Raw genomic sequence first — 17,607 nt, forward strand, 5'->3', positions numbered from 1 at the left:
GGGCCGCACATGGACCAGCTGATCCAGCACTTGGTGAACACCCTTATCCTCGGCGGCACCTACGCTCTCCTCGGGATCGGGCTGACGCTGATCTTCGGGATCATGAACGTGGTGAACTTCACCCACGGCGCCCTCTACACCGTCGGCGCCTACGTCATGTATCTCGCGGTCGCGGCACTCGGCCTGAACTTCTTCTTGGCCTTGCCCGTGGCGATCCTCGGCGGCCTCCTGCTCGGGGCCGCGATCGAGCTGCTGCTGCTGCGGCCGTTCCGGGGCTCGGACATCGACACCACCATGCTGGTGATGATCGGGGCCGGCATCGTCCTGCAATCGGGCACCCTCTGGATCTTCGGCGGCGTCGCCAAGGCGATCCCCTCGCCCTTCCCGGAGGCCCCGCTTCAGCTCGGCCCGGTCTCGGTCTCCTGGCTCCGGCTGTTCGTGCTCGGCGCGGCGCTCGCCCTGATCGTCGTCACCTACGCCCTAATCAACCGGACCAAGCTCGGACTCGCCATGCGTGCCGCCTTCCAGGATGCCGACACCGCGGCGCTGATGGGCGTCAACGTGCGCCTCGTCTACACGGCGACCTTCGCGCTGGGCTCCTCGCTCGCTGCCGCGGCCGGCGCCCTGCTCGGTCCCGTCTACGTGGTGTTCCCGCAGATGGGGGGCCTCGCCGAGTTGAAGGCCTTCGCCATCGTCATCCTCGGCGGACTCGGCAACCTGAAGGGGGCGGCCATCGGCGGCTTCATCCTGGCGCTCGCCGAGGAACTCGGTGCCGGCTACGTCTCCTCCGGCTACCGCGACGCGATGGGGTTCCTGATCATCATCGCGGTGCTGCTCTACAAGCCGACCGGCCTGTTCGCGAAGGCAGAGCGCATCGGATGAGCCGCCTCCTCCCCCTCGCGCTCCTGACCTCGCTCGTCGCCCTGCCGTTGGCACTGGGGTCGAACCCCTATCTCCTCAACGCGCTGATCACGACGGGCATCCTGACCATCGCGGCCATGAGCCTGAACCTGCTGCTCGGCTTCACCGGACAGCTCAGCCTCGGCCACATCGCCTTCTTCGGCATCGGCGCCTATGTCAGCGCCCTGACGAGCCTCGGCTTCGACGTCGAGATCGGCTTCGGCACCCGCATCGTGCACGAGCCCTGGCCGGCGGCGGTTGGATTCCTGCTCGCGATCCTGGCGGCGGGCGCCTGCGGCTACCTGATCGGGCGCCTCTCCTTCCGGGTGCGGGGCGCCTATTTCGTGATCGTCACGGTCTCCTTCGCCGAGGTCGTCCGGCTCGTCGCCCTCAACTGGGTGGAACTGACGCAAGGACCGCTGGCGCTGACGAACATCCCCGTGATCGCCTTGGGCGCTCCCGGCCTCGGCAGCTGGACGCTCAAGACCAAGCTGCAGAACTACTACCTCGTCCTCGCCGTCGGCACGCTCTGCTACGTCATCATCGCGCGCCTCGTCGGCTCCCGCTTCGGCCGCGCCATGCGGGGCCTCAAGGAGAACGAGTCCCTCGCCCTCTCGGTCGGGATCAACGCCGCCCGCACGCTCACGGTCGCGACGGTGATCTCGGCCGCGATGGCGGGCGCGGCGGGCAGCCTCTACGCGCATTACCTGCGCATCATCGATCCCGACGTGTTCCAGTTCGCCACGACCGTCACCATCGTGATCATGGTGGTGGCGGGCGGCAAGGGCACGCTGATGGGGCCCGTCGTCGGCGGCCTGATCTTTGGTCTGCTGCCGGTCGTGCTCCGCCCGGTGATGGCGCCGGAGGCCCAATGGATGATCTACGGGATCGTGCTGATCGCGATCCTGTTCGTGATGCCGAAAGGCATCGTGCCGGGGATCGCGGGGCTCTTCGCCCGCCTCCGGGCGGCCAGGGCCGTTCCCGTTCTCGAAGCCAGCCCGGCGGTGCCGCGATGAGCGCGATCCTCTCGGTCGAGCAGGTCGGCGTCCGCTTCGGCGGACTCGTCGCCATCGCCGACCTGCATTTCGACGTCCGCGAGGGCGAGATCGTGAGCCTGATCGGCCCGAACGGCGCGGGCAAGACCACTGCCTTCAACGTGATGACCGGCTTCCTGAAACCGAGCCAGGGCGAGGTCCGCTTCCGGGGCACCGGATTGACGGATCTTCAGCCGCACGAGATCACCCGGCTCGGCCTCGCCCGGACCTTCCAGCGCACCAGCGTCTTCCCCGACGATACCGTCTTCGACAACGTCATGATCGGACTGCACCGGCAGGGCGCGCAGTCGAGGCGCGCCCCCCTCCTCGACGCGCTGATCGGCCGTGCCGGCGCGAGCGAGCGGCGCCTGCGCGCCCGTGCGGAGGCGCTCCTCGACTGGGTCGGGCTCTCGGAGCGCGCGGGGGAGAAGGCCGGCGCGCTGGCCTATGGCGAGCAGCGCCTCGTCGGCGTGGCCCTGGCGCTCGCGACCGAGCCCGCGATGCTCCTCCTCGACGAGCCGGTCTCGGGCATGAACGCCTCCGAGACGCAGGTCTTCGTGTCGCTGATCCGCCAGATCCGCGAACGCGGGATCACCGTCCTGCTCGTCGAGCACGACATGCCGATGGTCATGGAGGTCTCCGACCGCATCCTCGTCCTCAATTACGGCCGGCTGATCGCGGAGGGACCGCCGGACAGGATCCGCAGCGATCCGGCGGTGATCGAGGCCTATCTCGGCCAGGGCAAAGCCGCCCGGCAGGCCGCCGCCGAGGTGCAGGAACCAGCTCATGCTTGAGATCCGCGACCTCGTCTGCGGCTACGGCCACGTCACCGCCCTCAAGGGCCTCACCCTCTCGGTGCGCGAGGGCCAGCTCGTCGCCCTCGTCGGCGCGAACGGCGCCGGCAAGTCCACGACGCTGCGGGCGATCTCAGGCCTGGTGCCGGCCCGCTCCGGGGAGATCCGGCTGAACGGCCGCGACATCGCGGGTTCCGAGCCCCGACGCATCCTGGCCGAGGGCATCGCCCATTGCCCGGAGGGCCGGCGCGTCTTCCCGCAGATGAGTGTCGCGGAAAACCTCGCCATGGGCGCGTATCTGCGCCGCGACCGCGCCGGCATCGCGGCGGATCTCGACCGCGTCTACGGCGAGTTTCCGCGGCTTGGCGAGCGCCGGGCCCAGGCCGCCGGTACGCTCTCGGGCGGGGAGCAGCAGATGCTGGCGATCGGCCGCGCCCTGATGGCACGTCCGAAGCTCGTGCTCTTCGACGAGCCGTCCCTGGGGCTTGCCCCCAACATCGTCGAGCGGATGTTCGCGGTGATCCGGTCGATCTGCGACGCGGGCACCACCGTTCTCCTGGTCGAGCAGAACGCCTTCGCGGCGCTCGAGCTGTGCGACCACGCCTATCTCATCGAGACCGGCCGCATCGTGCTCGAGGGCAGCGGCCAGGCCCTCATCGCCGATCCTCATGTGCGGCAAGCCTATCTCGGTGGCTGAGGCGGACCGGCCGGCCTGGATCTACCTCGGACCTGCCGACCTCCTCGGCGAGCGCGATGTGCTGCCGATCGTCGTAGGCCGTCAGCAGCTCATCCTTCTGCGGGACGGCGGGCGCATCTCCGCCGCGGAGCGGGCCTGTCCGCACGAGGGCGCCGACCTCTCGCTCGGACGGTGTGCCGCAGGACGGCTGTTCTGCCCGCGGCACCTCGCGTCCTTCGACCTTCGGGATGGATCCGTCTCACCGGGTTGGCGGTTTCGCAGCCTCCGCCTCTTCCCCGTCGTATCGACTCCTGATGGGCTTTGGCTCGAGATGGACGAGGACCTGCTTCTCATGAAGTGAACGAAGACTGCCGATGGCGCCGCCGTATGGCCGACCGGCTCCATGTCGAGGCCATGCGTTGGAGCGGACCCTTGGCTACCCAGGTGAGGCCTTCCCTGGCGTCGCGCTGCCAGGCGCCACCGTGAAGGGAGGCGAGAAAGGCGGGCCCCCGAGAGACCGCAGCGCGAGAGAGATCCGTCCGCTTCCGCGGTCGAGGTCACCCGGCATCGCCTTCCTCAGGCATTGTCGCCCGTGCCGAGATACCAGTCGAGCAGCTCGGACCCCTGCATGACGACAACGTCGTCCCGCGCCGTGACGGCATCGAGCAGCCGCTCCAGGAGGCCGATCCGGTGCGGCACCCCCGTGATGTAGGGGTGGATCGCAAAACCCATCACCTTCGCACCCCCGAGCGGCCCATCGCTCCCGGCCTCCGCGACGAGGCGGTCGAGGTTCGACAGCGCCCGCTCGACGAACTCGTCGGCGCGGTGGTGCTGGATGGCGAGCAGGGGAATGTCGTTCAGCTCGACCGAGTAGGGCAAGGCGATGAGCGGGCCGTGCCGCGTGGCGACACGGCACGGCCGATCGTCCACGACGAAGTCGCCGAGATATTCGATCCCTGCCGCCTTGAGGTGATCGGGCGTATCGAGGGTCTCGGTCAGTCCAGGACCCAACCACCCGCGCGGCGGGGCCCCGGTGAACCGGGTGATCGTCGCGATCGATCGGGCGATCATGTCGGGCTCGTCCGCGATGCGCTGCGTCGGAACCTGATGGAAGCCGTGGGCCATGAACTCCCAGCCGGCCGCGTGCGCCGCCTCGGCCACCCGCGGGTAGGCTTCGCAGACGGAGGCGTTGATCGAGAGCGTCGGGCGAAGGCCGCGCTCCGCGAAGGCCGCCAGCAGGCGCCAGAAGCCGACGCGCATGCCGTACTCGTGCCATGCCCAGTTCGGGAGGTCTGGCAGAAGCGGCGCGGCCGTCGGCGGAACCAGGATCTGGCGCGGCATCGGATGGTCGATCAGCCAGTGCTCGATATTGACCACGGGCCAGAGCGCCACCCGCTTGCCTCCAGGCAGTGCGAGCGGCGGCCGGTCGATCGCCGCCCGGTAGGCCAGACGGTTCTCAGGTCGGCGCGGATCGTCCGTCACGCCCGACCCTCAGGCGGCTTTCGGGGCGTGATGGCTGTGGAGCTGTGCCGAGAGCATCCGCCGCACGTCGTTGAAGGCGGGGCTCGACACGTCGCGGCGCCGCGGCAGGTCGATCTCGTGGATGGATTCGATGCGCCCAGGCCCGGGCGACATCATCACCACGCGATCGGCGAGGAAGATCGCCTCCTCGATCGCGTGGGTGACGAAGAGCACGGTCAGCCCGGTGCGGGACCAGAGATCCAGGAGCTCGTCCTGCAGCCGCTCGCGTGTCATGGCGTCGAGGGCACCGAAGGGCTCATCCATGAGCACCACCTCGGCGTCGTTGGCGAGCACGCGGGCAATGGCCACGCGCTGCTTCATGCCGCCCGAGAGCTGGTGCGGGTAGGCGTCGGCGAAGCGCTGCAGCCCGACGAGGTCGATGTAGCGGCCGACGGTCTCCCGCACCTCGGCGACCGGTCGGCCGCGGGACTTCGGTCCAAAGCCGATGTTGTCGCGCACGGTGAGCCACGGGAACAGGCCGTAATCCTGGAAGACCATGCCGCGCGTCGGACCGGGGCCGGAGATTGGCGTGTTCCACATCAAGGCCTGTCCGGCGCTTGCCGCCTCGAAGCCCGCGACGATGCGCAGAAGCGTCGACTTCCCGCAGCCGGAGGCCCCCAGCAGGCAGACGAACTCGCCGCGCCTGACCTGAAGGTTCGCGCCGCGCAGCGCCTCGATGCTGCGCCCTTGCGCCACGTAGGTCTTCGCGACGTTGCGCAGATCGAGGATCGGGACGGTCGGATCAGCCATGGGTCGGGCTCCAGGCCAGGAGGCGGCGACCGACCTGCATGACGATCCAGTCGGAGACGAAGCCGGCGATGCCGATCACGACCATGCCGCAGATCACGATCTCGGTGCGCGAGAGCTGGCGCGCCTCCATGATGATGGCGCCCAAACCCGTCTGAACGCCGGTCATTTCGCCGACCACGATCACGACCCAGGCGAAGCCGAGTCCGAGCCGCAGGCCCGTGAAGATGGAGGGGAGCGCTGCGGGCAGCACGACCCGAGCGAACTGGGCAGGCCCCGTGCAGCCCAGCATCGCCGCGGCCTCGAACAGGCGCGGCTCGACGGATCGTACCCCGAAGATCGTGTTGACGAGGATTGGATAGAAGGCGCCCAGGAAGACGAGGAAGTAGGCGGAGCGCGGTCCCAGCCCGAACAGGATCATCGCGAGCGGCAGCCAGGCCGTCACCGGGATCGGCCGCAGGATCTGGAAGGTCGGGTCCAGCAGCGCCCGGATCAGGGGGATGCGGCCGATCAGCAGACCGAGCGGCAGCGCCGCCGCCGCGGCCAGCGCGAAGCCGCCATAGACACGGCTGAGCGAGGCGAGGAGATGCACGCCCAGCGTTCCGCTGAAGGCGTCGTCGTTGATGCCGCCGAAGGCAAGGTCCTGAAGCTGCGTCCAGACGGCAGCGGGTGCCGGGATCAGGCTGTAGGGCCGGTCCGCGGTGGCAAGGTGCCAGACGAGGGCAAGGCCGAGGGGAATAGCAAGCGCAAGGCCCGCTCGGCGCAGGGCCGAGAGCGACACACTGTTCCTTCGTGCAACAGGCTCGGCCGCGGGCAGGCTTGCCGCTGCAAGAGCGCCCGCCTCGGTCGCGTTGCTCACGCGTCCCTCATCGCATCGACGAAGCGGGTGTCGATGAAGCCCGGCTCCGGCAGGCGCTTGATCTGCTTCAGGGCCAGCATGTGTTCGGCATAGGCCTTGGCCTGGCGCACTTCGTCCGGTCCGAGCTTCCACTTCAACTCGACGTTGGGCGCGGAGAGTTCTAGCGCCTCGCGCTTCTGCCCGAGCTTGGACACAGCCATGGCGATCATCGCCTCGCGGTCCTTGCCCGCGAAATCCGAAGCCTTGCGGTGGATCTCGAGCATGGTGCGCACCACCTCGGGCCGCTGCGCGAGCGTGTCGCGGTGCGCGCCGAAGACCATGTTCAGCGCGCCCATCTCGGTCGCGTAGGGGTATTCGACGAGTTGGCCGACGCCCGTCGAGAGGCTGACGCCGGGACCGGGCTCGGCGCCGACATAGGCGTCGATGTCGCCGCGGGCCAGGGCAATGTGCATCTCGGAGAAGGAGATGCGGACCGGCGTGATGTCGCGGACGCTGAGCCCTTCCATGCGCATGCGCTCGAGCGCGAAGACCTCCTGCGTGCTGCCCGGCCAGATCGCCACGCGCTTGCCCTTGAGATCCTTGATCGCGCGGATCTCCGAATCCCTCTTGGAGATGATCGCCATGCCGCGGTTGCAGGTGGAGGCGATCACCACGATCGGTTCTCCGGCCGCTGCGCCAAGGGTCGCCGCCGCGATGCCGAACGTCCCGAAATCCACCGACCTGGTCACGACGGCGTTCTTGCACTCGGTCGGGCTCTCGAAGGGCACGACCTCGACCTGGACGCCCTCGGGCGTGAAGCGCTCGTAGAAGTAGGGGGCGATCGAGTGGATCAGCTTCAGCGATCCCATGCGGATCACCGTCCGCGCGGCCTTGGCGCGACCGACGAGGGGCGCGGAGACGAGGCCTGCTCCGAGGCCAGCGAGAAGCGTGCGGCGGTGAATCATGGGGCGGCCTCGTCGAAGTTCGGACCCATGAACGCTACTCAGCTCGCCTGTTGCGAGCGAGTGCTAGTTTTCGAAGGGCTCGTTGCATTTTCGGCAACACCGATGCAGCCTCGCGCAACACAGGAGCTTGAGCCGTGAAGCACCTACGCACGCTCAGCTACGTGGCCGAGATCGCACGCAGCGGTTCGATCCGCCGTGCGGCCGAGCGGCTCAATATCGCGCCTTCAGCCCTGACGCGGCAGGTTCAGGACATCGAGTACGAGCTCGGCACGCCGGTCTTCGAGCGACTGGCGCAGGGGATGCGCCTCAACGCGGCGGGCGAGTTGCTGGTCCGTCACATCCGGGACCAGGTCGCTGACTTGGAGCGGGTCCGCTCGCAGATCGCCGACCTGTCGGGTGTGCGTCGCGGCCACGTCGCCCTGGCCTGCAGCCAGGCCTTCGTCACGCGGGTGGTGCCGGAGGAGGTGGAGGCCTACCGCGCCCGGTTCCCGCAGGTCGGCTTCACGGTGCAGGTCCGTGACCACATCCAGGCGGTGGCCGCGGTCGTCGCCTTCGAGGCGGATCTCGCCCTGATCATCCAGCCTCCGCCCTCCGCCGAGCTTCACCTCCTATATTCCTGCCGGCAGCAGCTTCGCGCGCTGATGCGGGCCGAACATCCCCTCGCGAAATCCGACGGTCCCGTGCGACTGCGCGACTGCCTTGCCCATCCCATGGCGCTTCCCGACCGGTCGCTCGCCATTCGCCTTCACCTGGATCAGGCGTTGGCCCGACGGGGCGTTGAACTGAAATGCGCCGTAGAGTCCGGCTCGCTCGAGTTCCTGCGCAATCTCGCCCTGCGCGAGGACGTCGTAAGTCTGCAGATCCCCAACGGCATTCCCGACGATCCTCGCCTGCGGAGCAGGCCCATCGACGATCGCGATCTGGAGCCGATGACCGTGGTCCTGGCGCAGTTGCAGGGTCGGATGCTGTCCGTGGCCGCCGCCAAGTTCGCCGACCAGCTCGCCGCCAGCCTGCATCGACGCATGCAGTCCTCCGTGACGGATTGAGCCATCGTGTGTTGATCACCAGGCAAATCGCGCCCGTCCCAGGCATAGCGCCACAGCCGCACCCGGAAGCCGCGCCGCTCGACGCGTCGCGCCACCAACCGCCCGCGTGCGTCGTGCTTCAGGCTCACCGCCTCGCCGCGCGGGCCGCGCGCCTGCCGCACCCGCCCGCCTGGTGAGACCAGCCAGGGCGGCAAGACCATGCTCGACCCCGCAAGCTCGCGGGACAACGCCTCGCCCGGCTCCCGCTGGTCCGAGCCGACCACGTTGAGCGCCGCGTCGTACTCATAGCGTTCCGCCCCACCGTCGCCGAAACGGGCCTGCGCCACCTGCCCGTTGCCGTCATAGGCATAGGCCGTCTCGCCCCAGCCGGCATCAACGATGGTGCGCGGCTCAAAGGCACGGCTTCAAGAGTAGCGCCGCTCCACGCCCAGGCCCGCCGCGCCACCGCCCGGTCCAGGCGGCGCGGCGGACGCCACGTTCTGGTGCAGGAGCTGGCCCACCGCGTCCCAGCCCTGGTCGAGCTGAAAGCCCCCGCCGTTGCGCCGCCGCGTCTCGCGCCAGAGGGCGTTGCGTGTGAAGTTCAGCGGGGCGTGGCCCGCGAGGGTCAGGCGCACCAGCGCGCCGACCGGATCGTAGGCGTACTCGGTCACCTGCCCGCCGATGCGCCGCTCGACCCGCCGGCCGCAGCAATCGAAGGTGCTCTCGATCCGCCGGCCTTTGACGATCTCGGCCACGACCCGGCCCATTTCGTCGCGCTCGAACAGCACCAGCGCGTCGTCGTTCTCGGCACGTACTAAAAGCCCGCTCGCGTCGTAGCCGAAGGTGGTGACGCAGGCGGCCGCGCGCCCCGGATCGTGCACCGCCTCGCGCACCAGAAGGCCCGACCTATCGTAAGCGTAGGCCGCGCGGGTGCCGTCGGCGTGGCGGGTCTCGCCGAGCCGGCCCGCCTCGTCGTAGGCGTAGGCCGTGGTCAGCCCGTCGAAGTCCGTCTCCTCGACGACGTGGCCCACGGCGTCGCGCACGAAGCTCCAGGTGCGACCGGTCTGGTTAACAACCTGGGCGAGGCGCTCTTGGTCGTCATAGGCGAGGCGGACGCGCCCGCCCTGCAGGTCCTCGATCTCGGAGAGCAGCCCACGCGGGCCGCGGCGGTAGGTGGTGGTACGGCCCTCGCCATCCGCCGCCCGCAGGGTCGCGCCGCGATCCTCCGAGCGCTGCACCACCAGGGTGACCCCATCCGGCCCTGAGGGAGGCCCTAACGCTCGCTCCCAGCAGCGCGGGGCAGCAGCTTGAAGGCGTCCGCGAACGGGAACTCTCCCACTACCCCGCCAGCCTCCTTCGTGACGACTAGGGCGGCGGCCAAGAGGGTGATCTGATTGGTCGGATCCTGCATCATCGCCTGAACCGTATCCCGGGCAACCTCCAGAGCCTGGACTGCGTCGCGAAGCTCCATGCCGTCCTGATCAGGGATGACGTCGCCGTCGATGTGGGTGTTGAAGAAATAGAGGGGCATGCGCCGACATCCCCGGCGGCCGACGGATGTTCCCGAGGGACGTGGATGTTCGACCACAACCTTGAGCGGCGCGGTCGCCCGATGCTCGCATGTGCCGTCCGGCACGGCGGCGGTGAAACTTCACGCCACCCGCATCATTGCCCTGTCACGGAGGCGAAGGGACGGCCCGCCCGGCAACCTGCGCAGCCCCCGTGTTTGGACCCACCATGATCGTTTGCCCGCCCCCTCTGTGGCTCTCCCCCTCGGATACGCCCACGAGCCCGACCATCGAGGGCATCCAGCGCGCCCTGGCCCTGTCGTTCCCGCCGGCCGAGGAGCACACGGCCTCGATCCGGCTTCTCTCGGCACTCGACGCTCTTCGGTCCCGCGAAGACTGACCCGTCGCGCCGGCTGTCACCCAGGGCGCGTCAGCGGGCCTCGCTCACGCGTCGGGTCGTGCGCTGCTCCTGCTTGTAGGCCGTGATGGCCGCCGAGCAGGTGGGGCTGAGCTTCTTCAGGTTGGCCTTGAAGCAGGCCTCCACCTCCGGGCCGCCCGGTGCGTACTCGCTGCAATGCTGCATGTAGTCGCCGGTGCAGGCCCGCTTCAGCGCCTCGCGTCCGGGCGATTGCTGCGCGAACGCTGCGACGGGGATGAGGCCGAGGGCGAAGAACGCCGCCTTGCTCGGGGTCATGTGAACTCCTGTCCGTTGCCGAAGCCGACCACGTGGAGCGGGTCGACCTGCCGGCGGGCACTGACCTGGGACGATGGCCTCAACGTGACGAGAGTAAGGATCTCTTGCAGCAATGCTTTGGTGATGCCGCCCTCATTCCCCCGCGACTGCGCGGCAGCGGCGTTCGCGCGCTCACACGGTCCGCAGGTTGCGGATCGGACGCTCCGGCGCCAGCGCAAGGGCTGCGCTGACGATGCCGCGCGCGTCGAGGCCGTGGTTCCGGTAGAGGTCGGCGACCGTGCCGGTCTGCCCGAAGCGCTCGACGCCGAGCGCCCGGGTGCGGTGGCCACCCACCGCGCCGAGCCAGCCCAGCGTCGCCGGGTGCCCGTCGATGACCGTGACGAGGCCGCAATGCCGGGGCAGGTCGGCCAACAGCGTGCCGACATGGCTGCGAGCGCTCCGGTCTCCGGCTTCACGGGCGCGCTGCGCCGCCGTCCAGCCGGCATGGAGCCGATCGGCGGAGGTGACGGCCAAGAGCCCGATGTCGCGCCGATCCTCGGCCATCAGACCCACCGCCTCGATCGCCTCGGGTGCGACGGCCCCGGTATAGGCGACCACGATCTCGGCGTTCGGCCCAGGCTCACGCAGCCAGTAGGCACCGGCGACGATCGCCTCGGACAGCGCCGCCGACATGGCGCGCTGCGGCTGGGCGAGGCTGCGGGTCGAGAGCCGGAGATAGATCGAGCCGCCCTCCGGCCCCTCGACCTGCACGTGGTCGAGGGCGTGCGCCATCAGGATCGACAGCTCGTCCACGAAGGCCGGCTCGAAGCTCGACAGCCCGTCCTGCGCCAGTCCGATCAGCGGCGTGGCGATCGATTGGTGGGCGCCGCCCTCCGGCGCCAGCGTCACGCCCGAGGGCGTCGCCGCGATGATGAAGCGCGCATCCTGGTAGCAGGCGTAGTTCAGGGCATCGAGGCCGCGGCTGATGAACGGATCGTAGAGCGTGCCGATCGGGATCAGACGCTCGCCGAACAGCCGGTGCGACAATCCCAGCGCCGAGAGCAGCAGGAAGAGGTTCATCTCGGCGATGCCGAGCTCGATGTGCTGGCCCTTGGCCGAGGCATCCCAAGCGAAGGTCGAGGGGATGCGCTCGGCCTTGAACAGGTCGCGCCGCTCTTCGCGGGCGAACAGGCCGCGCCGGTTCACCCATCCGCCGAGATTGGTCGAGACGGTGACGTCCGGCGAGGTGGTGACGATGCGCTCCGCGATCGGCGCGTCGGAGCGCCCCAGCTCGTTGAGGATCAGGCCGAAGCCGGACTGGGTCGATTGCACGGCCTGGCGCGGGCACGGGAAGTCCGCCGGCACCGGAAGCCGGGGCGCCTCGCGCAGTCGCGTCCCCTCGGCGAAGAACGGCGCCGCGGCGATGAAGCGGCGCAGATCGTCCGCGGCCAGCGTCAGCCCCTCGAACGGCTCCCATTCCTGCCCCTCCCGGATGCCCATGCTTTCGCGGAACAGAGCCGTCTGCGCCGGGGTGAGCAGGCCGGAATGGTTGTCCTTGTGGCCGGCGAGCGGAAGCCCGAAGCCCTTGACGGTGTAGGCGATGAACACCGTCGGACGATCGTTGTCGGCGGCCTCGAAGGCGCGGATCAGGTTGGTGAGGTCGTGTCCGCCGAGGTTCCCCATCAACGCCGCGAGCTCCTGGTCCGAGCGGCGGCCGAGCAGCGCCAGCGCGTCCGGATCGTCGGCGAGGTCGGCCTCCAGGCGCCGCCGCCACGCCGGGCCGCCCTGGAAGGTCAGGGCCGCGTAGAGCTGGTTCGGCGCCGTGTCGATCCAGGCGCGCAGGCGCTCGCCGCCCGGCTCGAGGAAGGCCGCATCCATCAGCGAGCCGTACTTCAGGACCACCACGTCCCAGCCGAACGCGCGGAAGATCTCCTCGAAGCGGGTGTAGAGGCCCTCGCGGATCACGGCGTCGAGGCTCTGCCGGTTGTAGTCGATGATCCACCACGTCCGGCGCAGGCCGTGCTTCCAGCCCTCCATGAGGGCCTCGAAGATGTTGCCCTCGTCCATCTCGGCGTCGCCGACCAGCGCCACCATCCGGCCCTCCGGCCGGTCGAGGCCCCAGCCGTGGGCGCGGACGTAGTCGCGCACCAGCGACCCGAACAGCGTCTGCGCGACGCCCAGGCCCACCGAGCCCGTCGAGAAGTCGACGTCGTCGGTGTCCTTGGTCCGCGACGGGTAGGATTGCGCGCCGCCGAACCCGCGGAAGTTCTCCAGCTTCGCGCGGGTCTGGTTGCCGGCCAGATACTGGATCGCGTGGAAGACCGGGCTCGCATGCGGCTTTACCGCGACGCGATCCTCGGGCCGCAGCACCGCGAAGTAGAGCGCCGTCATGATCGTCGCCAGCGAAGCCGAGGACGCCTGGTGTCCGCCGACCTTCATCCCGTCATGGTTCGGCCGGACGTGGTTGGCGTGGTGGATCATCCACGTGGACAGCCACAGCGCCTTGCGCTCCAGCGCGGCGAGGTAGGGCAGGCGCGGGTCGCTTCGCATCGATGTCGGGCCCTCGAAGGAGACCCGTACCATGCCACCGCCGATGGGGCAGGATTTGCCAAACTCGGCGCCCGCATCCAGGATTTCGGTGACATCCGCCAATCGCGCGCCGGTTCAGGGTGAAATCATGCAGAGGCGCCAGATCGACGCCATCGACCGGAAGATCCTCGCCGAGATGCAGCGGGACGGCCGGGTGACGGTCCAGGATCTCGCCGCCCGCATCGGTCTCTCGGCCTCGCCGTGCCTGCGCCGGATCCGATGGCTGGAGGAGGCAGGCATCCTCAAGGGCTATGTCGCCCTCGTCGATCAGGCCAAGGTCGGGCTGCCGATCAGCGTGTTCGCCTCGGTGAAGCTGGAGCGGCAGCGGGAGGAGGAACTCGACCGCTTCGCCGAGGCGGTGGCGCGCTGGCCGGAGGTGGTCGAGTGCTACCTGATGACCGGGCGGCACGATTACCTCGTGCGCGTCGTGGTGCCGGATCTCGCCGCCTACGAGCGCTTCCTGAAGGACAAGCTCACGCGCCTCGACGGCGTCGGATCGATCGAGTCGAGCTTCGCGTTGGGACAGGTGAAGTACACCAACGTCTTGCCGGTTTAGCTCTCACCCGTCGTGGGATTGTTGCGCATACGGATTGCTCGGGCCCGCGTTCCCGCCGGAACCGCCGTGGTGACTTGTCGTGGACCCATGGACGAATGATCGAGAGCCGGGGCGTCGCACGCATGTCCCCCGTTAGCGGAGGAAGGCCATGTCGATGTTCGCCAAGCTCGCGCTTCGCGCGGCGGAGGGTAGGCCGGCCCGCGTCGGCCTGATCGGCGCCGGCAAGTTCGGCTCGATGTTCCTGTCCCAGGCGTGGCGGGTTCCCGGCATCCACTTGGTGGGCGTGTGCGATCTCTCGCCCGCCCGCGCGCAGGACGCGATGCGGCGCGTCGGCTGGCCCGACGCGCGCTTCCGGGTCGGATCGCTGGAGGAGGCTGCCCGAACTTCGGCCACCTTCGTGACCGAGGATACCGAGGCGCTGATCGCCAGCCCTTTCATCGACATCGTCATCGACGCGACGGGCAGCCCGGCGGCCGGCATCCGCCACGTGCTGAGGGCCTGCGAGCACCGCAAGCACATCGTCATGGTCAACGTGGAGGCGGACGCGCTGGCCGGTCCGCTTCTGGCCCGCCGCGCCGCGGAGGCCGGCATCATCTACTCGATGGCCTCGGGCGATCAGCCGGCGCTGATCGCCGAACTCGTCGACTGGGCGCGCACCATCGGCCTCGAGGTGATCTGCGCGGGCAAGGGCACGAAGTACCTTCCGGCCTATCACCAATCGACGCCGGACACGGTCTGGGGCCATTACGGCTTCACGGAGGAACAGGTCGCGGGCGGCGACTTCAACCCGCAGATGTTCAACTCCTTCCTCGACGGCACCAAGTCGGCCCTCGAGATGGCGGCGGTCGCCAATGCCTGCGACCTCAGCCCGCCGGACGACGGGCTGGCCTTCCCCCCGTGCGGCGTGGACGATCTGCCCACCGTGCTGCGTCCCGCCGCGGACGGGGGGATCCTCGCCAAGCGGGGCACCGTCGAGGTCGTCTCGTCGCTGGAGCGCGATGGGCGGCCCGTGTTCCGCGACCTGCGCTGGGGCGTCTACGCGGTGTTCCATGCGCCGACCGAGTACGTGCGGGACTGCTTCGCGCAGTACGGCCTCAAGACCGACGCCAGCGGCCGTTACGCGGCGATGTACAAGCCCTATCACCTGATCGGGCTCGAACTCGGAACCTCGGTCGCGAGCATCGCCACGCGCGGCGAGCCGACCGGCGCGACGAAGGACTGGCGCGCCGACGTGATCGCCGTCGCCAAGCGTGCGCTCGCCGAGGGCGAGACCCTCGACGGCGAGGGTGGCTTCACGGTGTTCGGCAAGGTCGTCCCCGCCGAGACATCGTTGTCCCTCGGGGCCGTTCCCATGGGCTTGGCGCATGGGCTGATCCTGCGCAACGCCGTCGCAGAGCATCGGCCGATCCGATGGTCGGACGTGACCTATGACGCGACCCATCACGCCATCGGCTTTCGTCGAGACATGGAGGCGCTGTTCAGAACGGAAATGGGCCTCGATCCGGCCGGCGCCTGAGGCCGCCGACGAGCGAGCCCTTGGCAATCCTCGCCATCGACGGTCTCAGAGGTGCTTCAGGCCAAAACTGGCGAGCAAGGGAAGAAGCTCGTCGCGGGCCCGCACGCGATGCCGGTGCGCCCGCTCCTGGGCCGCCTCGGCGTCGCCGGTCCGGATCGCTTCGATGATCTGCCGGTGTTCCGACACCGAGGCGTTGAGCTCACGCCGGAGCTTGAGGGTGAGCATGCGAGCGCGGTGCGCCTGGTCGTTGATCGTCTGGTTGATCCGGATCATGCGGCCGTTCCCGGCCCGCTCGACGAGCGTGCGGTGGAAGCCTTCATCCGCCCGCCCCCAGGCTGCGAGATCACCTGCCGCCTCGGCTTCCGCCATGGTCGTCGTCAGGCGGGAGAGCTCCGCGGCGGTGGCCTCGCGCCGGACCTCCGGCATATCCGCCAGCAAGGCCGCCGCGCGTCCCTCGATGGCGATGACGACGTCGTAGATCTCGCGCACATCCTCCGGCGCCAGCGCACAGATGAGGATGCCCTTCCGGGGGAGGATCCGGACCAGACCGTCTTCCTGCAGGCGGATGGCGGCCTCGTGGACGGGGGTGCGGCTCATGCCCAGGCGCAGGGCGATCTCCTGCTCTGACGCCTGATAGCCGGGCGGGAAGCGGGATTCGCGAATCTCATCCTTCATCGCCGCGTAGGCGTCCTCCACGAGCGACGGACGTCGGTCGGCGGACTCATCCTTGTCAGCGCGGCCCCGAATCATCGCGATCTCCAAGCAGAACCCATGCCCGCCAACTTCCATGGAGGTTGTGATGGAAGATTGACAGCCGAACCGCCAGACTCCTATCTCGTATCACCTTGCATGGAAGTTGGCGCTCAAGTTTTACCGCCCGTCAGACGCGCGCAGGAGGAAGGGATGGGGCGCTCCTTTGGGCAGGCACTATGCGCAAGGTCGCATCGCGCTTGGTTCCGTTCCTCTGCCTTCTCTCCTTCGTCGCCCGACTCGTCGCCTCCATGGGCCTGATGCCGACCGGCGGCGCGGCCTCAGTCACCGCGCTCAACGCGATCGGCAGTCTCGGCGGCCGTCACCTTTATCGTCGCCCGATCGGGGCGGCAGGCCGCGCCGTGGCGCGCTGACGCCAAGCCCTCGTTCCTACGGAGACCCGCTATGAAGACCTACAGGATCGCCGCCATCCCCGCCGACGGCATCGGCGTCGAGGTCATCGCCGCCGGGATCGAGGTGCTCGACGCCCTGGCCGCGAAGACCGGGTTGTTCGCCTTCGCCTTCGACCATTTCGACTGGGGCTCGGACTACTACAAGCGGCACGGCGTGATGATGCCGGCGGACGGGCGCGACCAGATCCGCAACCACGACGCGATCCTCTTCGGCGCGGTCGGCGCCCCCGACGTGCCCGACCACATCACGCTCTGGGGCCTGCGGCTCGCCATCTGCCAGCCCTTCGACCAGTACGCCAATGTCCGCCCGACCCGGATTCTGCCCGGCATCACGAGCCCGCTGCGCCACGTCACCGGCCCCGAGCTCGACTGGGTGATCGTGCGCGAGAATTCCGAGGGCGAGTACGCGGGCGTCGGAGGGCGCGTCCACCAGGGCCACCCGAACGAGGTCGCCACGGATGTCTCGATGATGACCCGCTCGGGCGTCGACCGCATCATCCGCTTCGCGTTCGAGCTCGCTCGGTCGCGGCCGCGCAAGCTCTTGACCGTCGTCACCAAGTCGAACGCCCAGCGCCACGCCATGGTGATGTGGGACGAGATCGCGGCGGAAGTCGCCCGGGACTTCCCCGACGTGACCTGGGACAAGATGCTGGTCGACGCCATGACCATGCGCATGACGATGAAGCCCGAGACGCTGGACACCATCGTGGCCACGAACCTGCACGCCGACATCCTCTCGGACCTCGCCGCGGCGCTCGCCGGCTCGCTCGGCATCGCGCCCACCGCCAACCTGAACCCGGAGCGCACCTACCCGTCGATGTTCGAGCCGATACACGGCTCGGCCTTCGACATCGCCGGCAAGGGCATCGCCAACCCGATCGCGACCTTCTGGACCGCCTGTCAGATGCTGGAGCACCTCGGCGAGAAGCCGGCGGCCGACCGGCTCATGCGCGCGGTCGAGCGTGTCACCGCCGACCCGAGCCTGCACACGCCCGATCTCGGCGGCAAGGCGACCACACGCCAGGTGACGGATGCCGTCACCGCCGCCGTCCAGGGCGACAACGAGTAGGGTCGCTGCCGCGATCCCGCTCGCCAAGGAGGA

20 protein-coding genes are annotated in these 17,607 nt (G+C 69.2%); 11 read left to right on the forward strand and 9 right to left on the reverse strand.

Features of this window, described 5'->3' with window-relative positions; translation table 11 throughout:
* The first annotated feature begins 9 nt into the window (after window positions 1-9).
* The 5 genes from MFF55_RS17880 to MFF55_RS17900 are packed head-to-tail and all read left to right on the forward strand — an operon-like array spanning window position 10 to window position 3,765.
* Window positions 10-882 (forward strand): branched-chain amino acid ABC transporter permease, encoded by an 873-nt coding sequence (locus MFF55_RS17880; protein WP_238245458.1) that lies wholly within the window; start codon window positions 10-12, stop codon window positions 880-882.
* Window positions 879-1,916, forward strand: a complete 1,038-nt coding sequence (locus MFF55_RS17885; protein WP_238245459.1) for a branched-chain amino acid ABC transporter permease — start codon at window positions 879-881, stop codon at window positions 1,914-1,916. Before MFF55_RS17880 ends, MFF55_RS17885 begins: the two co-directional genes overlap by 4 nt.
* Entirely contained in the window at window positions 1,913-2,728 is an 816-nt protein-coding gene (locus tag MFF55_RS17890; protein ID WP_238245460.1) for an ABC transporter ATP-binding protein, read from the forward strand. The genes MFF55_RS17885 and MFF55_RS17890 overlap by 4 nt, the downstream gene beginning before the upstream one ends.
* Window positions 2,721-3,425 (forward strand): ABC transporter ATP-binding protein, encoded by a 705-nt coding sequence (locus tag MFF55_RS17895; RefSeq protein WP_238245461.1) that lies wholly within the window; start codon window positions 2,721-2,723, stop codon window positions 3,423-3,425. The genes MFF55_RS17890 and MFF55_RS17895 overlap by 8 nt, the downstream gene beginning before the upstream one ends.
* A complete protein-coding gene (locus MFF55_RS17900; protein ID WP_238245462.1) occupies window positions 3,418-3,765 on the forward strand; it encodes a Rieske (2Fe-2S) protein in 348 nt (115 codons plus the stop codon). The genes MFF55_RS17895 and MFF55_RS17900 overlap by 8 nt, the downstream gene beginning before the upstream one ends.
* Window positions 3,766-3,980: 215 nt before the next feature.
* Here the strand turns inward: MFF55_RS17900 and MFF55_RS17905 are convergent, their stop codons facing one another.
* From MFF55_RS17905 to MFF55_RS17920, 4 genes are read right to left on the reverse strand one after another with little or no spacing between them, the layout of a single operon-like run.
* Window positions 3,981-4,886: a polysaccharide deacetylase family protein gene (locus MFF55_RS17905; protein WP_238245463.1), complete on the reverse strand. Its 906-nt coding sequence runs from the start codon at window positions 4,884-4,886 to the stop codon at window positions 3,981-3,983.
* A gap of 9 nt (window positions 4,887-4,895) precedes the next feature.
* Window positions 4,896-5,675, reverse strand: coding sequence for an ABC transporter ATP-binding protein (locus tag MFF55_RS17910; protein ID WP_238245464.1), 780 nt, complete (start codon window positions 5,673-5,675; stop codon window positions 4,896-4,898).
* On the reverse strand, window positions 5,668-6,531 hold the full coding sequence (locus tag MFF55_RS17915; protein ID WP_238245465.1) for an ABC transporter permease: 864 nt from the start codon (window positions 6,529-6,531) through the stop codon (window positions 5,668-5,670). The genes MFF55_RS17910 and MFF55_RS17915 overlap by 8 nt, the downstream gene beginning before the upstream one ends.
* The gene (locus tag MFF55_RS17920) at window positions 6,528-7,475 is read right to left on the reverse strand and encodes an ABC transporter substrate-binding protein (RefSeq protein ID WP_238245466.1); all 948 of its coding nucleotides are present in this window, start codon (window positions 7,473-7,475) and stop codon (window positions 6,528-6,530) included. Before MFF55_RS17920 ends, MFF55_RS17915 begins: the two co-directional genes overlap by 4 nt.
* A 134-nt stretch (window positions 7,476-7,609) precedes the next feature.
* On the opposite strand from MFF55_RS17920, the gene MFF55_RS17925 reads away from it, so the two are divergent.
* Entirely contained in the window at window positions 7,610-8,521 is a 912-nt protein-coding gene (locus MFF55_RS17925) for a LysR family transcriptional regulator (RefSeq protein ID WP_238245467.1), read from the forward strand.
* 404 nt (window positions 8,522-8,925) lie between these two features.
* Here MFF55_RS17925 and MFF55_RS17930 read toward each other — a convergent pair whose 3' ends face one another.
* Window positions 8,926-9,741, reverse strand: a complete 816-nt coding sequence (locus MFF55_RS17930) for a hypothetical protein (RefSeq protein ID WP_238245468.1) — start codon at window positions 9,739-9,741, stop codon at window positions 8,926-8,928.
* Window positions 9,742-9,773: 32 nt separating this feature from the next.
* On the reverse strand, window positions 9,774-10,031 hold the full coding sequence (locus MFF55_RS17935; protein ID WP_238245469.1) for a DUF6894 family protein: 258 nt from the start codon (window positions 10,029-10,031) through the stop codon (window positions 9,774-9,776).
* A 206-nt stretch (window positions 10,032-10,237) separates the two neighbouring features.
* Here MFF55_RS17935 and MFF55_RS17940 point away from each other — a divergent pair, with 206 nt between their 5' ends.
* The gene (locus MFF55_RS17940; RefSeq protein WP_238245470.1) at window positions 10,238-10,408 is read left to right on the forward strand and encodes a hypothetical protein; all 171 of its coding nucleotides are present in this window, start codon (window positions 10,238-10,240) and stop codon (window positions 10,406-10,408) included.
* Between the two features lie 30 nt (window positions 10,409-10,438).
* On the opposite strand, the gene MFF55_RS17945 is transcribed toward MFF55_RS17940, so the two are convergent.
* Together MFF55_RS17945 and MFF55_RS17950 are read right to left on the reverse strand one after the other, a co-directional pair.
* Entirely contained in the window at window positions 10,439-10,702 is a 264-nt protein-coding gene (locus tag MFF55_RS17945) for a cysteine rich repeat-containing protein (RefSeq protein WP_238245471.1), read from the reverse strand.
* A gap of 171 nt (window positions 10,703-10,873) precedes the next feature.
* Window positions 10,874-13,231, reverse strand: coding sequence for a thiamine pyrophosphate-binding protein (locus MFF55_RS17950; protein WP_238245472.1), 2,358 nt, complete (start codon window positions 13,229-13,231; stop codon window positions 10,874-10,876).
* A gap of 127 nt (window positions 13,232-13,358) precedes the next feature.
* Between MFF55_RS17950 and MFF55_RS17955 the strand changes: the two genes are divergently transcribed.
* Window positions 13,359-13,826, forward strand: a complete 468-nt coding sequence (locus MFF55_RS17955; protein ID WP_238245473.1) for an Lrp/AsnC family transcriptional regulator — start codon at window positions 13,359-13,361, stop codon at window positions 13,824-13,826.
* A gap of 148 nt (window positions 13,827-13,974) precedes the next feature.
* Entirely contained in the window at window positions 13,975-15,342 is a 1,368-nt protein-coding gene (locus tag MFF55_RS17960; RefSeq protein WP_238245474.1) for an NAD(P)H-dependent oxidoreductase, read from the forward strand.
* 45 nt (window positions 15,343-15,387) lie between these two features.
* Here the strand turns inward: MFF55_RS17960 and MFF55_RS17965 are convergent, their stop codons facing one another.
* Window positions 15,388-16,092, reverse strand: coding sequence for a GntR family transcriptional regulator (locus tag MFF55_RS17965; RefSeq protein WP_238245475.1), 705 nt, complete (start codon window positions 16,090-16,092; stop codon window positions 15,388-15,390).
* A 179-nt stretch (window positions 16,093-16,271) separates the two neighbouring features.
* Between MFF55_RS17965 and MFF55_RS17970 the strand changes: the two genes are divergently transcribed.
* Both MFF55_RS17970 and MFF55_RS17975 read left to right on the forward strand, forming a co-directional pair.
* Window positions 16,272-16,466, forward strand: coding sequence for a hypothetical protein (locus tag MFF55_RS17970; protein WP_238245476.1), 195 nt, complete (start codon window positions 16,272-16,274; stop codon window positions 16,464-16,466).
* Window positions 16,467-16,497: 31 nt separating this feature from the next.
* On the forward strand, window positions 16,498-17,574 hold the full coding sequence (locus MFF55_RS17975; RefSeq protein ID WP_238245477.1) for a tartrate dehydrogenase: 1,077 nt from the start codon (window positions 16,498-16,500) through the stop codon (window positions 17,572-17,574).
* Window positions 17,575-17,607: the final 33 nt, after the last annotated feature.

The sequence above is a fragment of the Methylobacterium iners genome, from assembly GCF_022179305.1.
Taxonomy (GTDB): domain Bacteria; phylum Pseudomonadota; class Alphaproteobacteria; order Rhizobiales; family Beijerinckiaceae; genus Methylobacterium; species Methylobacterium iners.